Consider the following 21,345-nt stretch of genomic DNA (forward strand, 5'->3'; position numbering starts at 1 on the left):
GCCCGCCGGGCGGTGACACCTTACGACAACGAGATCCCACGACAACGAGAGAGAGTTGCGCATGAGCACCCAACCCACCTTGCGCCCTGCCGCGCATGCCGCCGCATGGGCCGCCGTGATCACGGCCTTCGTCGGCGCGACATGCTTCGGTCCCGTTCCGGTCAGCGCCCAAGCGACGCCCACCGCGGTGCCGACGTCGCTGCCGCCGAGCGTGTGCTCGGCCGAAACGCGGATGTGGGCGGAGCCCGAAGTGGTGGCTGCCGGCGCGTACACGCAGTTGTCGGCCAGCCTCGCGTTCACGTGCCCCGGCAGCGAGTTGGCGATCCGCCACCTGATCGTCGTCGTCGATGCGTCGTCGTCGATGACCGGTGACCCGCGAACCCAGCTGCAGCGCGCCCTGGGTGACCTCATCGACCGACTGCCGCTCGAAGAAGGCCGCATGAAGCTCGGCATCGTCGAGTACAAGGCGCAAGCGAACGTGCTGTGCGCGTTGTCCGCGAGCCGTTCCGTGCTCGCGTTCTGTATCACGCGGATCGGGTCGGGCGGCGGCAGCTGCATCGACTGCGGCCTCACGGCCGCCCACGACGAGCTGCGTTCGGCGCGCGAGGGCATTTCACCCGCTGTCGAACTCAACGAGTCGATCATACTCCTCACGGACGGGGCGAACGCGGACGGTTGCGCGCGGCTGACGACGGTCGCCGCGCAGTTGAAGGCGGAGGGCATTCACATCTCGTCGATCGCCTTGGCGGCGGCCGCCGACGTGGCGTGCACGCGGGCCGTGGCCACGTCGCCGCGCCACTTTTTCGAGGTGAGGCAGGCGAGTCAGTTGCGACAGGTCTTCGACACGATCCGCAGGCAATTGTTCAACGGCAACGTACAGGCCGTTTCGCTGCGCTTCGCACCGACGAACGGCCTGTCCTTCGTGCCTGACTCCATGAGCTTCGGCGGCGAGATCGGGGCCGACGGGGCCGCCGCGTGGACGGTGTGGAGCGTGCCGGCGGAAGGCATCACGGTCACCCTGCGCCTGCGCCCCAACGTCGCCGGCCCATTGCCGGCGCTGGCCGAGGCGACGGGCGAACTCGTCGATCAGCGCAACCGTGTCGCGCCGATCGCGTTCGACATCCCCCACATTGTCGCCCTCAGCGGCGGCGCGCTCCCGACGACCACCCCCGCCGCCTCATCGCCCGTGCGCACGAACGGCGTGACGCTCTCGCCGCCGCAACCAGGGCAGGGCGAGCGGGCGCGGCTGGACTACCGCTTCGCGCTGGACGAGCCCGTGGACCCGCAGGGCAGCCACGTGATGCTCGTGGCCGACACGTCGGGCTCGACGGCCGGTGAGCCGCTGGAAGCGCTGCGGACGGCGGTGCGCGGTCTGGTGGCACGGCTGCCGCTGGGCGAGGACCCGTCGCTCAAGATCGGGATCGTGACGTTCACGGTGGGCGCCAAGCTGCTCGTCGGGTTGACGGACGACCGGGCGGCGCTCGAGTCGGCCGTCGGCCGGTTCATGGCTGCCGGCAACACGTGCATCGACTGCGGGCTGCGTGTCGGTCGCGAGGCGCTGGCGGCGGGGCGGCCGGCGCCGGGCGTCGAGGATCTCATCGTCGTCACGGATGGCAACAACAACGCGGGCTGCGTACCTGTCATCGAGGAGGCGAAGCGCGTCAAAGCCGAAGGCATCACGTTGCACACCGTCTGCCTTGGCACCGGCTGCGACACGGCCTGCATGCGCAGCGCCGCGTCGCCGGGGCACTACCTCGAGGCCAGGTCGATCGCGGATCTCGGTGCCACGTTCGCCGCGATCGGCGACGCATTGCTCGCCGACCGCCGCTTCGACGCCGTCACCGTACGCCTTGCCATGCCGCCCCACCTGCGACTCGTGCCCGACTCGTTCGGCATCGCCCCCGACGCCGGTTCCGACGTGAACGACGCCCGCTGGACGTTCCGGCTGCTGCCGTTGGGCGGCATCGCGCTGAGCGGCGAGGTCGAGGCGATCGCCGCGGGCGACCTGTCGGTGGTGGCCGTGACCGAGGCGGTCGAGCGTGGCGGCGGCATCGTGCGTCTCGTCGCCGAGGCGCCTCGCGCGGCGCCGTCGCCGGTTGCGACGCCGTCGCTGAACGCGCCGACGTCGACGCCGTCGCCGGAACCGACGGGCACGACCGAACGGCCGGGGCCGGACACGCGGCTGTATCTGCCGGTGGCGATGCGGGTGCAGTGAGGGTCGGTGGAGGATCACGCGTTGAACGCGTCTGATCGTCGCGATCGGGTATCCTGACTTCGTGGAACCGGCGGACGCTGTCCGGAGACCCATTGCCAACCACCGCCGCGACCCGAGGATCCGCATGGTCGTGTCCGGACGATTCTCCTCACCCATTGCCTCACCCATTGCCGAACCCATCGACGGGCCGAGCGCCGCAGGGCAGCGCTCGGTCGACGCGGATGCGGCGCGTCCGAGCGTGCTGGACGGTGACGTCGAGCGCGAGCGACTCGCCCGCGAACGGATCGACCGCGATTTGCTCGCCCGCGTTGCGCAGGGCGACGCGGATGCCCACCGGCAGGTGTACGAGCGACACGGACCAGCCGTGCTGGCCTTCTTGATCAGCCGCACGGCCGACCGTTCGCTGTCCGAGGACCTGTTGCACGACGTCATGCTGGCGGCGTGGCGCGCGGCCGGGACGTTCCGCGGGGCGAGCGCGGTCCGGACGTGGCTGCTGTCGATCGCGCACAACAAGGCCTGCAACGCGCTGCGGCGGCTGAAGCGGGAACGGTTCGGGACGATGATCGGAACGGCAGCGGTGGCGGCGTCCGGGGCTCGCTCGATCATGCACGCGGCGGCCGAGTCGCACGGCATCGAGCCCGAGGCGCGCGTCGAGCTGGCCGCGGCAGTGGCGGCGCTGCCGGAGGATCAGCGGACGGCGCTCGTTCTCTACTTCTATCACGGGCTGAGCGTCGACGAGATCGCTGCGGTTGTCGGCGCGCCGGGCGGCACGGTGAAGAGCCGGATGAGCCGCGGCAAGGTCAGTCTGCGGGCGCGGCTTGGTGAGCGACAACTCGGTGAGCACCCACTCGGTGAGCGCCACCCGTTTGAGCACCACCTCAGTGAGCGCCAAACGGATGCACCAGGGTCGGTCGAAGGTGAGGTGGCGGATGTGCGCTGACGTGAAGCTGCGCTTGATGGATTGGGCCGCCGGCACGCTCGATGCGGCCGCGCGCCGCCGCGTCGATGCCCACATCGCGACGTGCCCGGACTGCGCGCGCGCGGCCGCCGATTGGCGATCCGCTGCCGATGCCGCGGCCGCGTACGGCTCGTTCGCCTCCGCGCCGCTGCCGGCATGGCGCGCGCCCGACGAACACGTCGCCGCCGTGGCCGCACCCTTCAGGCCCGTCCCGATGAGGCGGCCCGCCCGTGCCTGGCTTGCCATCGCCGCCGCCGTCGCCCTGGCCATCGGTGCCACCGCCCGCTGGACGGGCACCGTGTCGCCGACGACCGCCCCGCGGTCTGCCGCGCCCGCCGCGCCCGCCGCCGTGGCCCGTGCCGAGCCGACGCTGGCGTTCCGAGCGCCCACGCCGGTACGCCGGCTGGCGGTGTCTGCGCCTGCCGCGGCGCACCCGGCGATCACGAGGATCGATGGGCGCGCGACCGTCGCCGTGACCGCGTCCACGCCGGGCGGTCCGGCTGCAGCGCCCGCGCCGATGTCCGCCCTTCCGAGCGGCGACGCGGCCCCGCCGCCGTCCTCACCCCGTCAACCGCCCGACCGCGGCTCGCCCGCCGATCCGCCCGTCGTCGCGGCCACGCCGGACATCGTGCCCACCGCACCGTCCCCGCCGTCGCCCGATCCGACCGCCGATCCGACCGCCGCCGCGCCCGTGCCGACGCCCCGGACGCTCGTCGCCATCGTCACCGGTGTCGTTGCCGGCCCGGACGGCTTGGCGCGCGCCGAGGTCCGCGTCGTGGCGCGGCCGGTTGCCGACGGCGTCGACGCGGTCGAGACGACGAGCGGTGCGGACGGGGCGTACGCCCTGACGCTCGCGCCGGGTGCCTGGTCCATCGCGGCCGAGGGCGCGGCGTACGTCGCCGCTTGGAACGGTGCGGCGGCATCGCCGCTCGACACGGCGCCGTTGAACGTGGCGGCCGGAGAAGCGATCGGCCTCGACTTCCGGTTGACGGCCGCGCCGCAAGGACGGATCAGCGGCCGCGTCGTCGACGACTCCGGGCAGCCCGTGCCCGGCGCGCTCGTCGTGGCCGCCGCGCCGGACGTCGAGCGCGGCGGGTACCGCGCGTTCGTGGCGGCCACGCTCGCGGACGGCGAGGGGCGCTATCGGCTGGCGGTGGACGAGGGCGGCTGGCTCGTGGCGGCGGCGGCCGACTGGCGCGCAATGGCGCCGGCGCTGGCGTGGTGGGGCGGGGACGGCGATATCGTGGCGGTCGATCAGGTGCCGGTGGCGCGACAGCGACCGGCGGACGGGATCGACTTCCGGCTGCGGGGAGGTCAAGCGCAGTAGCGCGCTGTCGGACTGCCGTGCCGATCCGAGGAACCGCGGGCGGCCGTTGCGGTACCCATCATCGACCGGCCGCTGCCGATCAATAGACGCACCGGCCCCATCCATCACCGCCACGGGAGGCTGCCCATGAACACCCATCGATCCCTGCATCCAACCTCGGCCGTCGTCCTCGCGACGGCGCTCTTGATCGCAGGCGCCGCTGCCGTCACCGCACTGCCCGTGCGGGCACAATCCTTGGCGCCGTCGCAGGACGGATCTTCATGCGTCACGATCCCACATGCGTACGCTGCGCCGCAGGTCGCGCTCGTCGGGAGCCAGATTGGCGTGACGGCGACCGTCCTGGCGTTGTGCGCCTCGACCGAGTTGCCCTTGAACATCGTCCTCGTCCTCGATGGGTCAAACTCCATGGCCGGCGATCCGTCAGAAGAAATCAAGCGCCAAACCCGCGAGCTCGTCGACCGGTTGGACCTCAAGGACCATCCGCTGACCCAGGTCGGTGTGGTCGAGATCAACGAGCCGCCGCGACGACTGTGCGCCCTGACCAACCGCGCGTCGCAGGTCGCCGGCTGCATCGGTCGGCTCGCTGCAGCCGGCGGTTCGGACATCGCCGGCGCGGTGCGGCTCGGGCTGGATGCGCTGCGTCAAGGGCGGACGGATTCGTCGGGGAAAGACGGCACCCGCGAGGTCCTCGTCCTGATCACGGACGGCGCCAACCCAAGAGGCTGCCTGGAGCTGATGCAAGTATCGGGTGAGGTGAAGCAGCAGGGCGTGCTCCTGGTCACAGTTTGCGCATCGCCCGCCTGTGTGGACTCGTGCCTTCACAACATGGCGACGTCGCTCAAGTACCACTTCGCGATGGCGCAGATGAGGCAGGTCATGGACCTGATCGTGCGTCTGCAACTGGATCCGGCCACCCACCCGATCAAGTCCCTGTCCGTCATGGCGTCGGTCGGTGACGCCTTCGATCTCGATCCGGCCGGCATCGTCCCGCCCTCGTTGCCGACCGACGACCGTTCCGTTCTCTGGTGCCCGACGAACGTTCCCAAGGAGGGCGTGACGATGTCCCTCCGTGTCCGGGCGACGACGCCGGGCTTCGGGCTCGAAGTGCTGTCGCGAGCGGATGGGATCTTCACGGACCAGCGCGACCGAGGGGGCCGCTTCGATTTCCGGCGGCCACAGGTCGACGTGCTCGATGCCCGATCCGGCGCCGCTGTATCGCCCCTGACGGCGACACTGCCGCTGACGAACGTGCTGTCCGTGGACCGCGAGCGCGCTACCGTCGGCCAGGTCGCTCGCGCCCGCTATCGGCTGCAGCTGCCGGCCGGCGAGGCCGCTCGACTCAACGTGGCCACTCTCCGCCTCAGGCTGCCGGACCATCTCGAGGTTCGAGCCACCTGGCGCGACGGCCGGCCCGATGGCCAGCCAGACGTCGACCGCCGCGGCGCCCAGTGGCTCGTCTTTGCGGCCGACGGCGCGTTCGCCGACGCGTACGACCTCGAAGTCGAATTCGTAGCGACGGGACCGGGCGACGGCGGAATCGGCGTCATCGCCTACGGCTGGGACGGGCGTGACACGACCTTGCCGATTGCCGCCGCCGTCTCCGCCCCGATCCACGTCGTCGACCAGCCGTCGACACCCGTCCCGCCCGCAACCCTTCCGACGTCCACCGCGACCCCGCGCGCCGCCCGCCTCTACCTCCCCGTCGCCCTCGCCGAGTCGTGCCTCGCCGGTCCGCCAAACGACGTCGTCGTCGTCATCGACACCTCGACGAGCATGGCCGAGCGGCTGCCGGGCGGCGGGACCAAGCAAGCGGCCGCCGTCCAGGCCCTGTCGGCGCTCGTCGCGCGGCTCGACGCGCAGCGCGACCGCATCGCCCTCGTGACGTTCGACCGCACGGCCGTCGTCCGGCGGCCGCTGGGCGACGTCGGCCCCGGCGTCGTCGATGCGCTGCGCTCCGCCCCGCTGGCCAACGGCACGGCGATGGGCGCCGGGCTGTGGTCGGCCGGCGCCGTGCTGGCCTCGCCCGATCGCCGCCCGGACGCGCGCGGCACCGTCGTGTTGTTGACGGACGGCCGCTCGTCCCCCGACACGCCCGAGGCCGCCGTCGCCGCGGCCGATGCGCTTCGCGCCGCCGGCGCCACCGTCTTCGCGGCCGGTCTCGGTGCCGAGGTCGATCGGGCGGCGCTGGACGGGATCGCGGGCGGGCGGGGAGAGGCGCGGGTTGTGGCGGACGGGGCGGCGCTTGGCGTGGCCTTTGGGAGCATCGGAGGGCGCCTGGGTTGTCGAAGCGTGGGCAACTGGGGCGGACGATTGGAGTAGGCGGCGCCCGCACGTTTGACGCACCCCCGACTCCCGCTATCATCCCGGCACAATCGAACCCATTACAGGCCATGACGGAGAGAGTACGCCGGCAACGCCGCCAGGGATGAGGGGCCGTGACTGCAAGCCCCTCTCGGTCGGAACCGACGGAAGTTCACTCCCGAGCCGGCAGGGGGAAGGGTCGACGGCGACCTGCGTAGTCCTGCCCGGATGCCCACCGTTATCGGGGCCGCCGATCGCGGCACGTGTGCGCCTTCGTTGGCGACGCGCCGCCGTCGGGCTGAGTGGGCTGCGCGAGCGGCCAACGAGGGTGGTACCGCGGACGAGACGTCCGTCCCTTGCCGGGGCGGACGTTTTTCGTTGCGCGGCGAGGGGACGTCGTGTCGTGTGACGGAGTGAAGGAGGAACGGGCCATGGAGATCGAGCCGAACCCACCGATCCCGAACGCGTCGATCGCGACGATCGAGGCGCTGCGAAGCGAGGCCGAGTCGGCGCTTGCCGGGGCAGCGGACGATGCAGCGCTGGCTGCGTGGAAGGGCGAGTGGCTGGGCAGGAGCGGGCGGATCACGTCGCTCCTTCGCGTCGTCGGAACGCTGAGCGCCGCCGAGCGGCCGGCGTTCGGGGCGGCGGTGAACGCGGCCAGCCGGGCGCTGGAGGCGGCGTACGAGGCGGCGTCGTCGTCGCGACAGGCGGATGCCATGGCCTCCGCGCTGGCGGCCGAGGCGATCGACGTCACGCTGCCCGGGACGCCGCCGCCGCGCGGGCGGCTGCACCCGAGCACGATCATCCTGCGCCGGATGCTCGACATCTTCGCCGAGATGGGCTTCCAGGTCTTCCTCAGCCGCGAGGTCGAGCTGGACGACGTGAACTTCACGCTCCTCAACCACCCGCCCCACCATCCGGCGCGCGACATGCAGGACACGTTCTACATAACGGGCACGAACGAGCAGGTCCTCCTGCGCACGCACACTTCGCCCGGCCAGATCCGCGCGATGGGCGCGTATGCGCCCGACCCCATCCGCATCGTCCTGCCCGGCATGGTCTACCGCAACGAGAAGATCACGCCGCGCAGCGAGATCCAGTTCACCCAGGTCGAAGGCCTGGCCGTCGGCCCGCACATCACGATGGCCAACCTGCGCGGCACGATCGATGGCTTCGTGCACCGCTACTACGGCCCGAACCGCCGGACGCGCTTCCGCACGAGCTACTTCCCGTTCACCGAGCCCTCCGCCGAGGTCGACGTGAGCTGCGGCCTGTGCGACGGCGCCGGCTGCCGGCTGTGCAAGGACGCCGGCTGGCTGGAGATTCTGGGCTGCGGGATGGTCCACCCGAACGTGCTCACGAACGGCGGGTACGACCCGTCACGCGTCAGCGGCTTCGCCTTCGGGCTGGGGCCGATGCGGGCGCAGATGATGGCGCATGGGATCGACGACATACGGCATTACTGGGGGAACGATGTGCGGTTCCTCGAGCAGTTCGGCTAAGGAGGCGACGCCATGAAACTCGTCTGGTCCTGGCTCTCCGAACACGTCGACCTCACCGGCGTCACCCCCGAGCACGTCGCCGAACGCCTGACCGTCGCCGGCCTCGAGGTCGACAAGGTCGAGCGCATCGGCGACTGGTGGGATCGGGAGCGGCTCGTCGTCGGCAACGTGCTGCGCGTCCTGCCGCATCCCGATGCCGAGCGGCTCGTGCTGGCGGACGTCGACTGGGGCGCCGGCGCGCCGCACCGCGTGGTGACGGGCGCGCCGAACTTGCTGGCGTTTCGCGATGCGGGTGACTTCGACAAGCCCATGAAGGTCGTTTTCGCGCGCGAGGGCGTGGAGCTGTACGACGGCCACGCTGAGGGCTGGGTGAAGGTGAAGCTGAAGGGCCGGCCCGTGCGGGGTGTGATGAGCGACGCGATGGTCTGCTCGGAGAAGGAGATCGGCCTTTCCGAGGACCACGAGGGCATCCTGATCCTGGACGACGACGCGCCTCTCGGCGCGCCCATCGCCGACGTCCTCGGCGACGCCGTGCTCACGCTCGAGCTGACGGCCAACTACGCCCACGCCAGCAACGTCGTCGGCATCGCCCGCGAGGTGGCGGCGCTGCTCGACCGCCCGTTCACGCCGCCGGAGTGGCAGTTGGGGGACGATGGGATCGATCCGTCGTTGGCCGAAGCGGCGGCGTGGTGCCGCGTCGTCATCGACGACGACGAGGCGTGTCCGCGGTACAGCGCGCGGATCATCACGGGCGTCGACGCGACGCGGCCGAGCCCGGCGTGGCTGCAGCGCCGGCTGCGGCTGAGCGGTATGCGGCCGATCAACGCGGTCGTGGACGCGACGAACTACGCGATGCTGCTGTGGGGCGAGCCCTTGCACGCGTTCGACTACGACCGGCTGAAGGCGCGAGCGGCGGCTGCGGCGGGTCAGGGCGCGGCCGCGTCGTCGAGCGCGGGCGCAACCGACCCCGTGCCGACGATCACCGTCCGGCGCAGCACGCCCGGCGAGCGGATGACGACGCTGGACGGCATCGACCGCGCCCTCGACGTCGGCACGATCCTGATCACGGATGACGCCGGCCCGATCGCGATCGCCGGGGTGATGGGCGGCGCGGAGACCGAGGTGACGGACGCGACGCGGACGATCCTGCTGGAGGCCGCGACATTCCACTTCCCGTCCATCCGCCGCGCCAGCCGCGACCTGAAGCTGCCGAGCGAGTCCAGCTGGCGCTTCAGCCGCGACGTCCCGCCGGCGCTCATCGACCCCGGCAGCGCCGTCGGCAGCCGGCTGCTGGCCGAGCACGCCGGCGGCCGCGTGGCCCCCGGCATCGTCGATGTCTACCCGCGCCCGCGACCCGCCGTCGAGGTCGTCATGCCGCTGTCGGAGATCGATCGCCTGCTCGGCGCCGAGATTCCCGTCGCGGACATCGAGGCGATCCTGGCGCGCCTCGGCTTCTCGGCCGTTGTCGACGGCGACACGCTGGCGGCCGTCGTCCCGCCGCACCGCGTGGACATCGAGCTGCCGGCCGACATCGTCGAGGAGATCGTCCGCGTCTGGGGTCTGGACCGCCTGCCGAGCGTCCCGCTGGCCGACGCGCTGCCCGCGCAGCGCGAGAACCGCACGCAGTGGCTGGAGGAGGCGACGCGGGATGCGTGCGTGGGGGCGGGGCTGCAGGAGATCGTGAGCTACCGGATGACGTCGGTGGGGCATGAGGGTGAGACGGTCGTCGCGGGTATCGCGGGGATTGCGGATGACGTCGGTACGGGCGGCGGCCTGCCGGTGGAAGCGCGCTACGTCGGCATCGCCAATGCGATCAGCCCCGAGCGGAGCGTCCTGCGCCAGAGCATGCTGACCGGATTGCTCGATGCCGCTGCCGCCAACCTGCGCTTCACGGATCGCGTCGCGCTCTTCGAGGTCGGGTCGACGTACCACTGGCCCGCCGGGACGTCACCGTCGCCGACGACCCTGCCCAACGAGCCGCGCCACGTGGCGCTGCTCCTCGCCGGCCCGCAGCGGGCCGACGACTGGCGGGGCGGCGAGGCGCGGCACATGGATTTCTACGATGCCAAGGGCGTCGTCGAGGCCATCCTCGGGGCGCTCGGGATCGACACGCTGCACTTCGCGCCTGGCCGCCACGCCTCGCTGCACCCGGGCCGCACCGCCGTGGTGTCGGCCGTCGACGCGGACGGCACGGCGCGCGCGCTCGGGCACGTCGGCGAGCTGCACCCGCAGGTGCGTCGGCGCTGGGACCTGCCGGAGCGCAGCATCGCCGTCGCCGACCTCGACCTGGAGGCGATCGACGCGCTGGCCGGCGCGATCCGACCGATCGCCGCCTTCAGCCCGTACCCGCCCGTCGAGCGCGACCTGGCCGTCGTGGTGGACGAGGCGATCCCGGCCGCGGACGTCGAGGCGGCCGTGCGCGCCGCCGGCGGCAAGTTGCTGGTGGGCGTGCGGCTGTTCGACGTGTATCGCGGGCCGCAGGTGGGGGAGGGGCGCAAGAGCCTGGCGCTGCGGCTGCGATTCCAGTCGATGGACAAGACGCTGGAGGGGGCGAGCGTGGATCGGGTGCGGGAGCAGATCGTGCGGGCGTTGGGGAAGGCGGTGGGGGGGGAGGTCAGGGGGTAGGATTATGCCTACGCTTCCAAGAGTAAGCACCGCAGCTCCACAACAGCGTATTCGCTGCCATAACCGTCGGATATAGCCACAGCAAGATGTCTGCTGATGCTCTGGTTGACATTGCTGTATAGATCGGGCCCAAAGGCAGTGTCAGTAGTCCATATACGCAAACACAGGACAGATTGCCTACATCGCCCATCCTGGTGCAGGGCCATGCTGCCAATGCCACGATGATCTGAAAGACAGCAACCCAGAGGGCCATTTTCAGAGCATCTCTATGGGGAGAGGCTGTGTTGCGAGTCATGCTAAGTCTCTCAAGGTCTGGCGCAAAAGTGTTGATCGACCATGTCCCCGTGCGACCGACGACCGCCCCGAGGCTTCAGCCTTCGGGCGGTCGTCGGTCGCGCGATGGTCGCCCGCATGCCATCAGCACTTTTGCGCCAGACCCGGTCGGCGAGCTCCTGGTCGATCCGCGCCGCGAGCGCCGGGTAGGCCGTCACAGCTCCACCCCTTCCGCATCGATCACCGCGCGAAGGGCCGGCGGGGCATCCTCCACCCGCACCACGTCCACGGCGACCGTCGGATCGATGGCCTGCAATCGGCCGACGGCCACGAAGTAGCGGTCCGCCGGCACGTCCCAGACCGCCAAGTCGACGTCGCTGCGCCAGCTGACCTTGCCGCCGCGGGCCAGTGAGCCGAACAGCACCACGCGGCGCGCGCCAAAGGCCGTCTTCAGCACGAGCGCCGACTGGCGCGCCACGTCCAATGCCCGCGCACGGTGCGCTTCGAGGGCGGCTTGGCGCTCGGCCTCGCGTGCACGGGCGGTGGCCAGGTAGCGGGCGAGGTCGGCGGGGGGTGGGGGTGTGAGGGTTGGAGGCATGGTTGGTTACGGTAGTGAGGGGCGGGAGTCGGGTCAAGCCTGAACCCATCCATCCTCCGGCGGATGCCACCCGGCCGCAACCCACCGCCGCCGTGACTGCAGTCGCTCGTCGTCCGAAACGGCGAGCGGTCCCTCGCGTTGGAGGCCCAGCAGCCGATGTATCTCAGCCTGATCCGCTGGCGTCAGCTCCGGGCGGACGACCTGCCACAGCCCGGTGTCATCCATCGCCGGCTTGGCTTCATAGATGTTGACGGTGATCCCAGGCCTCCTTGGACTCCGTCATGCGGACCAAGTCCAAGGCGTTCCGGTCGATGCTGCTACCGGCTACCGGCTACCGGGTACCGGCTACCGAGCGCGCAGTTCCCGCCCGTTCAGCAAAACGATCGCCGCCGCCACCCCTACGTTCACCGCCGCCAGCACCCAAAAGTACGTCACCCGGCTTTCCCCCCCGAACAGCGGCATGAAGGACTGCCCCGCCGTGTTCGCGGCCGTGTGGACCATCCATGCCAGAAACGCGCTCTCCCGTCCGTTGAAGTAGATCCAGTTCGTCACCACCGCCGACGCGATCGTCGCCACCAGGTACGGGCCGAGCGCGCCGGGTTCCGACAGTGCGACCGGCAGATGCCAGCCGGCCAGCAGCACGCCCAGCACCAGCGTGTTCGCCAGCGGCGAGCGGTCGGCGGGAAACCGGGGCATGGCGAAGGCGCGCCAGCCGGTCTCCTCGAACAGCGTGTCGGCCGTGAACAGGAGCACGGCGAACAGCAGGAGCGGGCTGTACCACGGTCCGAGCCGTTCAAGTACCGGCATCGGCGCGCCGCCGACGACCGTCGTCAGCGCCGCGACGGCCAGTCCCATGGCCACCGGCACGACGAACGCGGCCGCGATCCAGATCCGCTTGACGCGCCAGCGCAGGATGCGGCGGGCGACGTCGCGCAGGCCGCCCATTCCATCCGCGATCAGCGCCGTGAGGATCGCCGCGAGGAACGGGCCGATCGTGAAGATCACGGGACCGTCGAGGAGGTAGAACGTGGCCCACGAGATGGCGTAGGCGAGCGTGAAGAACGTGATCAGGGGGTGGCGGCGAAAGAGCGCGAGCGGGGCAGCCGTCGGACTGCCGGTCGGGGCGTGTTGCGATTCCATCGGGGCCTCCAGTTGAGTCGATCGTCACCGGGTGTTCGTCGCCGGCCAATCGCTCCGCAACAATCCGTACAGGTCGGAGTCCGACACCTCACCATCGACGATCCAGCGTTCCCGCAGGTGTCCTTCCTTCACGAACCCCAGCCGTTCCAGACTTCTTGCCGATGCCGCATTGCGCGGATCGATGTCGGCTTCGATGCGGTTCAGGTCCAGTTCGTCGAACCCGAATACCACAAGCGCGCTGAGTGCTTCGTGCATGTAGCCGTGTCCCCACATCTTGCTGGCCATAGCGTACCCGAGCTCGGCCCGCCTGCATTGCACCACGAAATCGAACAGCGTGCATGTGCCGAAGACCACATCGGTACCTTGCAGCGCGATGCCCAGCCGAATGTACGTGCCCGCCGCATGCGCAGCCCGGTCCTTGGTGATGAGTTCGTGCGCCGCATCGATGGTCGGCCACGGGGGCGTGCTCCAGTAGCGCATGACCTGGGGATCGGAGTACACGGCGAACAGCGCCTCGGCGTCCGACGGGACAAGCGGGCGCAGGGACAGGCGCGCGGTGGTGAGGGTGACCGTGTCGAAAGGGCGCATGATGGTCCTGGGCGCATGTCGGGGCGGGCGATGCGGTGATCCGCCGATTGTACCGAGCCGCCGGAGCGGACGCCGTACTGCACCTCCTCGGACAGGTCCATCAGCACCATGTGGGCGATGCTCTGGGTGACGAGGCTGCCGCGTTACAGTGGATTGACCTACCCACGCATCGCCGGGGCGACCCTCTTCACCGGCCTCAGCTCTCCCCCGCCGACGTACCCGTAGACCATCGCCACCAGAAGTCCCGCCGCCGGCCAGAGAAAGGGCGGCGGGACGATCGCGAGCACGGCAACGACCACGGCCACCCAGACGCGCGCGCGCCGGGTGACGGCGAGGACGACCGGGAATGCGAGCCCGGCGATCACGACGATCAGGTCGCCCAACCCGGACGTCTCGTGCCCCCACGCGTAGCCGGCGCCACCTCCGGGATCGCCCGTGGTGCGCCAGATCGATCGCGCCACGCTCCAGTCGCCGGCCACCTGCAGCACGATGCCGACGGCGACGATCGCCAGCACGAGGAGCAGGAGCGTGTTCCACGAACGGCGAAGGAGCACGGCGGCCACGGCCAGGGCCGCCAGCTGCGTCGACTTGAACCCGACCGAGCTCAGATGCTCCACCCAGTGCCCATGCGGCTCCGGGGCCAGCAGCGCCGTGGCGATCCCGATCGCCGGCGGCAGCGCGACCAGGGCGAGCGCCCATCGTCGATGCTTCGCCGAGGACGCGGTCCGTGTGTCGTCCAACGGTTTGTCCTCACGCAGGCGTGTTTCGCCCTCAGTCGGCATGTCCTTCCCGCACATCCCACCGCCCCAGCGTCGTCGACGTGCCGGCGTTCTGTGCGAGCCACGTGATGCGCTCGAAGTCGAGCTCGACGTGCTCGAGGAGGATGGTCGGGCCTTGGGCATCGACGGTCGCCGTCCGGGCGCGGATGTTGCCGATGCTGCTCATCGCCGCGTCGTGGCGTCGGCCGCCGAGGAAGTCCGTGCCGCCGGCGAAGCCGTGGCGGATGATGCGGGCATTCTCCAGCAACAGGACAAGCCCCTCGTCCGCAGTGCCGGCCGCGTCGGCCGCGTGGATGACGCCGTCCCCATCCATGTCGGCCTCGACGAACAGCGTCACCGCGCGGAACGTATGGCGGCTCGCCGCCGCTTCGGCCAGCGACGGGCGCGAGCCGTCCACCGCCAGGTCGATACCGACCGGCCCGAAGCCGTCCGCACTCACGTCGCCGGCCGCAACGCGGTCGAGCATCCCGTCGTTGTCCGCGTCGGCGTCCGAGAGGCCCTGGCCGGTTGTGAACCCGTACACCTTGCGCTCGACGATCGGGTCGACGACGGCCGAAACGACGTCGGCTGCGACACTGTCCGCCGCGGAGCTGTCGACCACCGCACCGACCACCGCACCGTCCGTCGCGGGGCCGACCACCGCCGCACCGTCGGCCGATGTCGTGCCCGGCGGCACGTCGAGGAACCCGACGCGGCCGATCTCGGGGAAGACGTCGAAGAAGCCCTGGCCCGCGCGCTGGCTGTCCAGTCCCGGCTCGCCCTTGTCGCCCTTGTCGCCCTTGGCTCCCTTCAATCCGGCGGGGCCAACCGGGCCGATCGGTCCGGCCGCTCCGGCCAATCCCTGCGCGTTCCACTCCACCAGCCGCTCGCCGCTCCGACACGTCGTGACGCCGGCCGCCAGGAATCGCGGCGAACCGGCGGTGTTCACGCAGGCGCGGATCTTGGTGGTGTCCACGACGTTCGTCTGGCCGGCGACCGAGGCGCCGAGGCTGAAGAGGATGGCCCCGGCGGCGAAGGCCGCTGGGATGGCGAGGGTCGTGCGAGTCATGATGTCCTCCTGGTGTTTCGTCGCGCGGATCCGTACCGTTCGCTCGATAGGTTGGACTCATCGAGCCTTCTGTCGGCGATCAGTCGCCGCTCACCCGATTCGCGCATCCTATCGTCCCATACGCCGGAAAGTAAGTCGGGGGTTCCCAACGTGGCCGTTACCGCCCTGTCCATCCGACCCTCGATTCCCCGCGCCGCGGCGTGGATCGTCGGCGCGGCCGCGCTCGTCGCCTCTGCCGGCTGCCGTACGACCGCCGCGCCGACTGCCGAGTCGACTGCGGTGGCCACCGTCGAGGACGCGAACGCGTACGCGCGCATGCGCGCCGACCTCACGACGGCCAGCGCCCCGAGCGCCTCCGACATCGCCGCGTGCGCCGCCTTCGAGCGCATGGCGCATGCGACGCCGGCAGCGGTGATCGAACCTCGATTCGACTTCCACGAGCACACGCCAGCGCCGGTCGCCACACCCGCGCGCCTGCCGCACCTGCGCTACACGTTCGAAAGCCAGTCCGAGGCCGCGCTGGACACGTACCTCGCACAGTGGCGGGACAACGTCGTGCCGCGGACGACCGACGAGATCGCCGCGCTCGATGCGGTCGAGCAGGCGGTGTACGGGGCGTACGCGGCGTTCAAGTTCGGTCCCGATGCGCCGCGCTTCCAGCCGGAGTACTTCGGTATCGACCCCGGAACGGACGCGATGCCCACGCAGCCGCCGCCGGATGCCTACATCGTTCTGCCGACCGTCGTGCAGGTCGGATGCACGGAGCGCCTCAGCTCCGGCGTGTCCGGCCGGTTCAACGTCGATTCGGCCCGCGAAGCCGGCGGCGTGCGCGTCTACCTAGCCGACTTCCGCCCCCCGTCGCCCGACCCGTCCCATACCCTCTACCTCACGGAAGAAGAGGCGCTCACCATCCATCACTACCTCGGCGACGACTACGCCCGTGATCCCCCGCTCGGTGTCATCGACGTCGAAGCGCAACTCTATCCGCTGGCAAGCACGCGCTACGAATGGCTGCGGCGCCGGCTGCCGATCGAGCGGACGATGGCCGGCGGACACCAGCTGCCGACGCTGCCGGACCCAACGCTCATCGTCCTCGACGCCGGTCTGACGCGCGCCGTCATCGACTACCGCGACGGGCCATCGACCGGCGGCTCCATCGGGCTGGCGAATGATGGTCAGGGGTGGCGGGTGACGGCGCCGACGTTGGGGGGGTGGATGGAGTGACGGCCGGAGCGAGTCCGGATCTGCGGACTCGTCACCTACGACCGTCCGTAGGCTTCGCGTCCGTCCGCCCCCGCAAACGACAGCCCCGCCGCCGCCAGCGCCTCGCGCAGGATCCGGATCCCTTTCGGCCCCATGCCGTGCAACGCAAGCAGCTCCTTGGCCGTCGCTCCCGTCAGCTGCGACAGGCGCGTGTAGCCGGCGCCGGCGAGGGCACGCAGCGAAGGCTCCGACATGCCGGGCGGGAACGCGTCCGTGTCGTCGCCGTCGATCGCGTCGGAGATCCTCCGTGTGATCTCATCGTCGTCCATCGGTTCCTCTCGTTCTGTCCCGTTGTCGCGTTACGGTCGGCGCCGCACATGATAGCCAACGCCCGTCGCCCCTCGCATCCCACCGCCACCCCGCCCCAGATGCCATGCCGCCGCCCGCGCATCCCACCCCCGCGTAGGGGCGACGCGAACGCGTCGCCCGCAGGCCACCCGCCCCGCGATCGCCGTCCGGCCCACACATCGTCGTCGCATGGCATTGTGGCTTGCGGGCCGGGGCGCGATGTGGGCGGCCTGCCGGGCGACGCATGCGCGTCGCCCCTACGCGGGTGATCGTTGTCAGGCCGTCGTGGGTTGCATCTGGGTCGGGCGATTCGTTGTCGTGATCCGCAGCAACGCGGCGAACCGCTTCGTCACACCACCGCCACCCCCCGCCCCGCCTCCGTCACCCGCAGCCGCTCCCCGTCCCGCACCGCCCAACCGCGGCGCACCGCCTCCGCCACGACGGCGGTGGCCCATGTGTCGTTCCAGCGCAGGTGCTCGCCCAGGTGGGACAGCGTGCACTCCTCGGCTTCCGCGGGGGTGCCGGTGTGCGTCATCAGGTGGACGGCCAGCGTTTCGGCGGCGAATTGGAGGCGTTGGCGGGCGAGCTGGCGGGCGCGCGGCACGAGGCCGGCCTTGGGGGCGAAGAGCCAGCTCAGGCCGAACAGGACGCCGGCGGCGCACGCCATCGCGCCGGCCACGGACGTGTCGGCGCGGACGGCGGCGGTGAAGCCGAGGCCGGCGCTGGCGGCGCCGAACGCGGCGGAGAGCGCGACCATCCGCGGGAGGCGGTCCGTCCAGAGGTAGGCGGTGGCGGCGGGGACGATGAAGAAGGCGACGGCCAGCACGGCGCCGACGGCCGAGAAGGCGCCGGCGGCGGTGAACGCCACGGCGGTCATCAACGCGATCTGCACCGCGGCAGGCGACAGGCCGACCGTCGCCGCCAGGCCGGGATCGAACGTGCTGACCTTCAGCTCCTTGAACAGCGCGACGACGAGCGCCGTGTTCGCCAGCGCCAGCCCGGCGCCGACCCACACCGGCCGCGGGCCGAGGACGCGGCCGCCGACGCGCCAGACGTCGAGGCCGGCGAACTCGATGTTGCCGTACAGGATCGCGTCGGCATCCAGGTGGACGCCGCTGAAGTGGCGCGTGATGAGCACCGTCCCGAGCGCGAAGAGGGCCGGAAAGGCGACGCCGATCGCCGCATCGCCGGCGACGAGACCGGAGCGCGTGAGGAGCTCGACGAAGCCGACCATGAGCAGCGCGGCCGCGACGGCGCCGAGCAGGCCGGCGGCCAGGCTCGGGCCGTTGGCCAGCCAGTAGCCGGCGACGAGGCCGGGCAGGATCGCGTGGCTGATCGCGTCCGCCACCATCGCCATCCGGCGCAGGACGAGGAACGTGCCAAGGACGCCGCACGCCACGGCGACGCCGGCGCCGGTCAGGACCATCGCCAGACCGTAGCTCATCGGGCCGCCTCCGCCTCGACCTCGACCGGCGCGGCGAGCCCGCGCCGGCGCCGCCGGACCGCATCCGGCACGACGCCGCGCCGCGGCGCGAACAGGATCGACAGGAGCGCGACGGCCGTCAGGCTGAGGATGATCGCCGGCCCCGTCGGCACGCGGTCGGCGGCGACGCTTACGACGGCGCCCGCGACGCCGGAGCCCGCGCCGATCGCGCCGGCCAGGACGAGAACGATGGCCAGGCGATCGGACCACTGCCGCGCCGCGACGACCGGCCCGACGAGCATCGAAGCCATCAGCACCACGCCCACGGTCTGCAGGCCGATGACGACGGCGACGACGACGAGCGACGTGACGAGGACCTCCAGCCAACGCGGTGCGAGGCCGGTGCTGCGCGCGAAGCTCGGGTCGAAGCACAGGACCTTCAGCTCCTTGTAGAACACGACGACGACGGCGATGGCCGCCGTTCCGAGCAGGGCGGTCACGGCCACCTGCGCGCCGACGAGCGCCGCGGCCTGGCCGAACAGGAACTTGTCCAGCCCGGCCTGGCCCGCGTCCGGTCGCTTCTGCATGACCGTGAGCAGGACGATGCCGAACCCGAAGAACGTCGCCAGCACGATCCCGAGCGCCGCGTCCTCGTCGAGCGAGGTCGTGGCGACGATCTTCAGCAGGAGCAGCGCGCCCAGCCAGCCGGCCACCCCGGCGCCGACCATCAGCACGACCGGCGCCTTGGAGCCGGTGGCCATGTACGCCAGGCAGATCCCCGGCAGGGCCGCGTGCGCCAGCGCGTCGCCGAGCAGGCTCTGGCGGCGGAGCACGGCGAACGTGCCGAGCACGCCGCTCGAGACGCCGAGCACGGCCGCGCCGAGGGCGATCGTGCGCAGCGTGTAGTCGAACACGAGGTCGTGCAGCAGTTCGGCCACCGTGCTCACGCCCCGTGCTTGAACGCGTGCGTCCGGCCGCCGTACGCCTTCATCAGGTTCGCCTGCGTGAACGCGGCGGCGAACGGGCCGTCGGCGATCAGCCGGACGTTCAGCAGGACGAGGTGGTCGAAGTAGTCGGGCGCCGAATCGAGGTCGTGGTGGACGCACAGCACCGTTCGGCCCTGCGCCTTCAGCGCGTGCAGCAGCTCGACGATCGAGCGCTCCGTCGTGGCGTCCACGCCGACGAACGGCTCGTCCATCAGGTAGAGGTCGGCGTCCTGGGCCAGGGCGCGGGCCAGGAAGACGCGCTGCTGCTGGCCGCCGGACAGTTGGCTGATCTGCCGCCGGGCGAAGTCCGCCATCCCGACCTGGTCGAGGCAGGCAAGCGCCGTGGCGACTTCGGCGCGCCCGGGACGGCGGATCCAGCCCAGCTTGCCGTACGTACCCATGAGCACGACGTCCAGCGCGTCCGTCGGGAAGTCCCAGTCCACGCTCGTGCGCTGCGGCACGTAGCCCACGCGGCGCCGGACGTCGGCGTACGGCTGGCCGAACACCCGGATCGTTCCGGCGGCGCGCGGGATCAGGTCCAGCACCGCCTTGATCAGCGTCGACTTGCCGGCGCCGTTCGGCCCGACGACTGCGGCCAGCACGCCCTTCGGCACGGTGAGGTCGATGTCCCACAGCACGGGCCGTTCGCGGTAGGCGACGGTCAGGTCGGCGATCTCGAGGGGTGGTGCACCGTCGATCGGCGCCGCGTCGACCCGTTCCGCGTTCATCATCGCAGCGCCTCCACGATTGCCGTCACGTTGTGGCGGACCATGCCGACGTATGTGCCGGCGGGTGCGCCCGGCTCGCCGAGCGCGTCCGAGAAGAGCGCCGGGCCGATCGCCACCCGCCAGCCGCGGCTGGCGACGGCGGCCTTCAGCGCCTCGACCGTCGCCGGCGGCACGCTGGACTCGACGAACACCGCTTTCAGTTGGCGCTCGGCGATCAAATCGGCCAGCGACTGGATGTCCGATGCGCTGGCCTCCGACGCCGTGCTGATTCCCTGGATGCCGCGCACGTCGAAGCCGTAGCGGTCGCCGAAGTAGCCGAAGGCGTCGTGGGCGGTGATCAGGATGCGCTGGGCCGTCGGGACGGTGTTCGCCTGTCCGTCGACCCATGCATCGAGCGCCTCGAGTTCGGCCATGTAACGGTCGCGATTCGCCGTGTACAGCGCCGTCGATCCGGGATCCCGCGCCGCGAGTGCGGCGGCGATCGTGTGAACGGCCGACTGCCACAGCGCCACATCGAACCACACGTGCGGGTCGGGCGCGCCCTCGAACGCCGGCGGGTGCCGCAGCGAGCCCGGCGGGATGTCGCGCGTGACCGCCACGGTCGCGGTGCCGCCGTCGGCGATGTGCTCGAAGAGCTCGACCATCCGCCCTTCCAGGTGCAACCCGCCGTACAGGATGAGGTCGGCATCGCCGAGGGCGATCACGTCGCTGGCCGTCGGCTTGTAGAGGTGGGGGTCGATGCCCGGGCCCATCAGTCCGGTCACCGCCACGCGCGCGCCGCCGACCTCGCGCACCGCATCGGTGATCATGCCGACGGTCGTCGTCACGCGCAGCGGCCGCGCCGTCACGTCGTCCGTGGCGCGTGGGGCGGCGGGCACGCAGCCGGCGGCCACCGCGGCGAGCACCCCGATTCCTACGGCGAACGTTCGGTTCATCGTTGTCCCTTGACGGTGCCCGGGCGTGGCGCAGGGGGCGGCAGGATTGTACGGCATGGAGCACCTGTCCGGCGGTTGGTCCCCCTGGCCGCGGATCGATCGAATCGAGCTTGCGACATAGAATGTCGCCGTTTCCTCCCGTCGGTTGTTCATACCCATCACGGGCGCTCAGGTGGTCGCCAGCCCAACCCCGTCGTCGCATGACTTTGTCGCGTACACTGCTGCCACGAACCGGCGACCGTCTGGGCGCCCCGTTCTCGTTCGGCGCGCATCCGAGATTCCAACCGCCGCCTGGCAAACCTGTGTCGAATCCCGGGGTTGTGTCCATGCGTAGGCCAACGCCGTCGTTTTTGCGCCATCGCACGCTT

17 protein-coding genes are annotated in these 21,345 nt (G+C 71.2%); 7 read left to right on the forward strand and 10 right to left on the reverse strand.

Annotated elements, in window-relative coordinates:
- Positions 1 to 61 precede the first annotated feature (61 nt).
- The 6 genes from IPG72_04520 (at position 62) to IPG72_04545 (ending at position 10,928) form a co-directional block, all read left to right on the forward strand.
- A complete protein-coding gene (locus tag IPG72_04520; GenBank protein ID MBK6768284.1) occupies positions 62 to 2,215 on the forward strand; it encodes a VWA domain-containing protein in 2,154 nt (717 codons plus the stop codon).
- 130 nt (positions 2,216 to 2,345) lie between these two features.
- The gene (locus IPG72_04525) at positions 2,346 to 3,155 is read left to right on the forward strand and encodes an RNA polymerase sigma factor (protein MBK6768285.1); all 810 of its coding nucleotides are present in this window, start codon (positions 2,346 to 2,348) and stop codon (positions 3,153 to 3,155) included.
- Entirely contained in the window at positions 3,145 to 4,500 is a 1,356-nt protein-coding gene (locus tag IPG72_04530) for a zf-HC2 domain-containing protein (protein MBK6768286.1), read from the forward strand. Before IPG72_04525 ends, IPG72_04530 begins: the two co-directional genes overlap by 11 nt.
- 126 nt (positions 4,501 to 4,626) lie before the next feature.
- Positions 4,627 to 6,819, forward strand: coding sequence for a VWA domain-containing protein (locus tag IPG72_04535; protein MBK6768287.1), 2,193 nt, complete (start codon positions 4,627 to 4,629; stop codon positions 6,817 to 6,819).
- A 413-nt stretch (positions 6,820 to 7,232) separates the two neighbouring features.
- The gene (gene pheS, locus IPG72_04540) at positions 7,233 to 8,303 is read left to right on the forward strand and encodes a phenylalanine--tRNA ligase subunit alpha (GenBank protein ID MBK6768288.1); all 1,071 of its coding nucleotides are present in this window, start codon (positions 7,233 to 7,235) and stop codon (positions 8,301 to 8,303) included.
- Positions 8,304 to 8,315: 12 nt separating this feature from the next.
- Complete coding sequence (locus tag IPG72_04545; protein ID MBK6768289.1) at positions 8,316 to 10,928, forward strand: phenylalanine--tRNA ligase subunit beta; 2,613 nt, start codon at positions 8,316 to 8,318, stop codon at positions 10,926 to 10,928.
- Between the two features lie 487 nt (positions 10,929 to 11,415).
- Here IPG72_04545 and IPG72_04550 read toward each other — a convergent pair whose 3' ends face one another.
- The 5 genes from IPG72_04550 to IPG72_04570 all read right to left on the reverse strand — a co-directional run bounded on the left by IPG72_04550 (position 11,416) and on the right by IPG72_04570 (position 15,354).
- On the reverse strand, positions 11,416 to 11,799 hold the full coding sequence (locus IPG72_04550; protein MBK6768290.1) for a nucleotidyltransferase domain-containing protein: 384 nt from the start codon (positions 11,797 to 11,799) through the stop codon (positions 11,416 to 11,418).
- A gap of 345 nt (positions 11,800 to 12,144) precedes the next feature.
- A complete protein-coding gene (locus IPG72_04555; protein ID MBK6768291.1) occupies positions 12,145 to 12,939 on the reverse strand; it encodes a CPBP family intramembrane metalloprotease in 795 nt (264 codons plus the stop codon).
- A 24-nt stretch (positions 12,940 to 12,963) separates the two neighbouring features.
- On the reverse strand, positions 12,964 to 13,527 hold the full coding sequence (locus tag IPG72_04560) for a GNAT family N-acetyltransferase (protein MBK6768292.1): 564 nt from the start codon (positions 13,525 to 13,527) through the stop codon (positions 12,964 to 12,966).
- Between the two features lie 158 nt (positions 13,528 to 13,685).
- Positions 13,686 to 14,267, reverse strand: a complete 582-nt coding sequence (locus IPG72_04565) for a hypothetical protein (GenBank protein ID MBK6768293.1) — start codon at positions 14,265 to 14,267, stop codon at positions 13,686 to 13,688.
- Positions 14,268 to 14,298: 31 nt separating this feature from the next.
- The gene (locus IPG72_04570) at positions 14,299 to 15,354 is read right to left on the reverse strand and encodes a collagen-like protein (protein MBK6768294.1); all 1,056 of its coding nucleotides are present in this window, start codon (positions 15,352 to 15,354) and stop codon (positions 14,299 to 14,301) included.
- A 150-nt stretch (positions 15,355 to 15,504) separates the two neighbouring features.
- Between IPG72_04570 and IPG72_04575 the strand changes: the two genes are divergently transcribed.
- A complete protein-coding gene (locus IPG72_04575) occupies positions 15,505 to 16,578 on the forward strand; it encodes a hypothetical protein (protein MBK6768295.1) in 1,074 nt (357 codons plus the stop codon).
- A 35-nt stretch (positions 16,579 to 16,613) separates the two neighbouring features.
- On the opposite strand, the gene IPG72_04580 is transcribed toward IPG72_04575, so the two are convergent.
- The 5 genes from IPG72_04580 to IPG72_04600 form a co-directional block, all read right to left on the reverse strand.
- Entirely contained in the window at positions 16,614 to 16,811 is a 198-nt protein-coding gene (locus tag IPG72_04580; GenBank protein MBK6768296.1) for a DNA-binding protein, read from the reverse strand.
- A gap of 443 nt (positions 16,812 to 17,254) precedes the next feature.
- Positions 17,255 to 18,349 carry a metal ABC transporter permease gene (locus tag IPG72_04585; protein ID MBK6768297.1) on the reverse strand — a complete coding sequence of 365 codons (1,095 nt, stop codon included), beginning with the start codon at positions 18,347 to 18,349 and terminating at the stop codon, positions 17,255 to 17,257.
- Positions 18,346 to 19,257: a metal ABC transporter permease gene (locus tag IPG72_04590; GenBank protein MBK6768298.1), complete on the reverse strand. Its 912-nt coding sequence runs from the start codon at positions 19,255 to 19,257 to the stop codon at positions 18,346 to 18,348. Before IPG72_04590 ends, IPG72_04585 begins: the two co-directional genes overlap by 4 nt.
- 14 nt (positions 19,258 to 19,271) lie before the next feature.
- The gene (locus tag IPG72_04595) at positions 19,272 to 20,045 is read right to left on the reverse strand and encodes a metal ABC transporter ATP-binding protein (protein ID MBK6768299.1); all 774 of its coding nucleotides are present in this window, start codon (positions 20,043 to 20,045) and stop codon (positions 19,272 to 19,274) included.
- Positions 20,042 to 20,977 (reverse strand): zinc ABC transporter substrate-binding protein, encoded by a 936-nt coding sequence (locus IPG72_04600; GenBank protein ID MBK6768300.1) that lies wholly within the window; start codon positions 20,975 to 20,977, stop codon positions 20,042 to 20,044. Before IPG72_04600 ends, IPG72_04595 begins: the two co-directional genes overlap by 4 nt.
- Positions 20,978 to 21,345 lie beyond the last annotated feature (368 nt).

Source organism: Candidatus Avedoeria danica, assembly GCA_016703025.1.
GTDB classification, from domain to species: domain Bacteria; phylum Chloroflexota; class Anaerolineae; order Epilineales; family Epilineaceae; genus Avedoeria; species Avedoeria danica.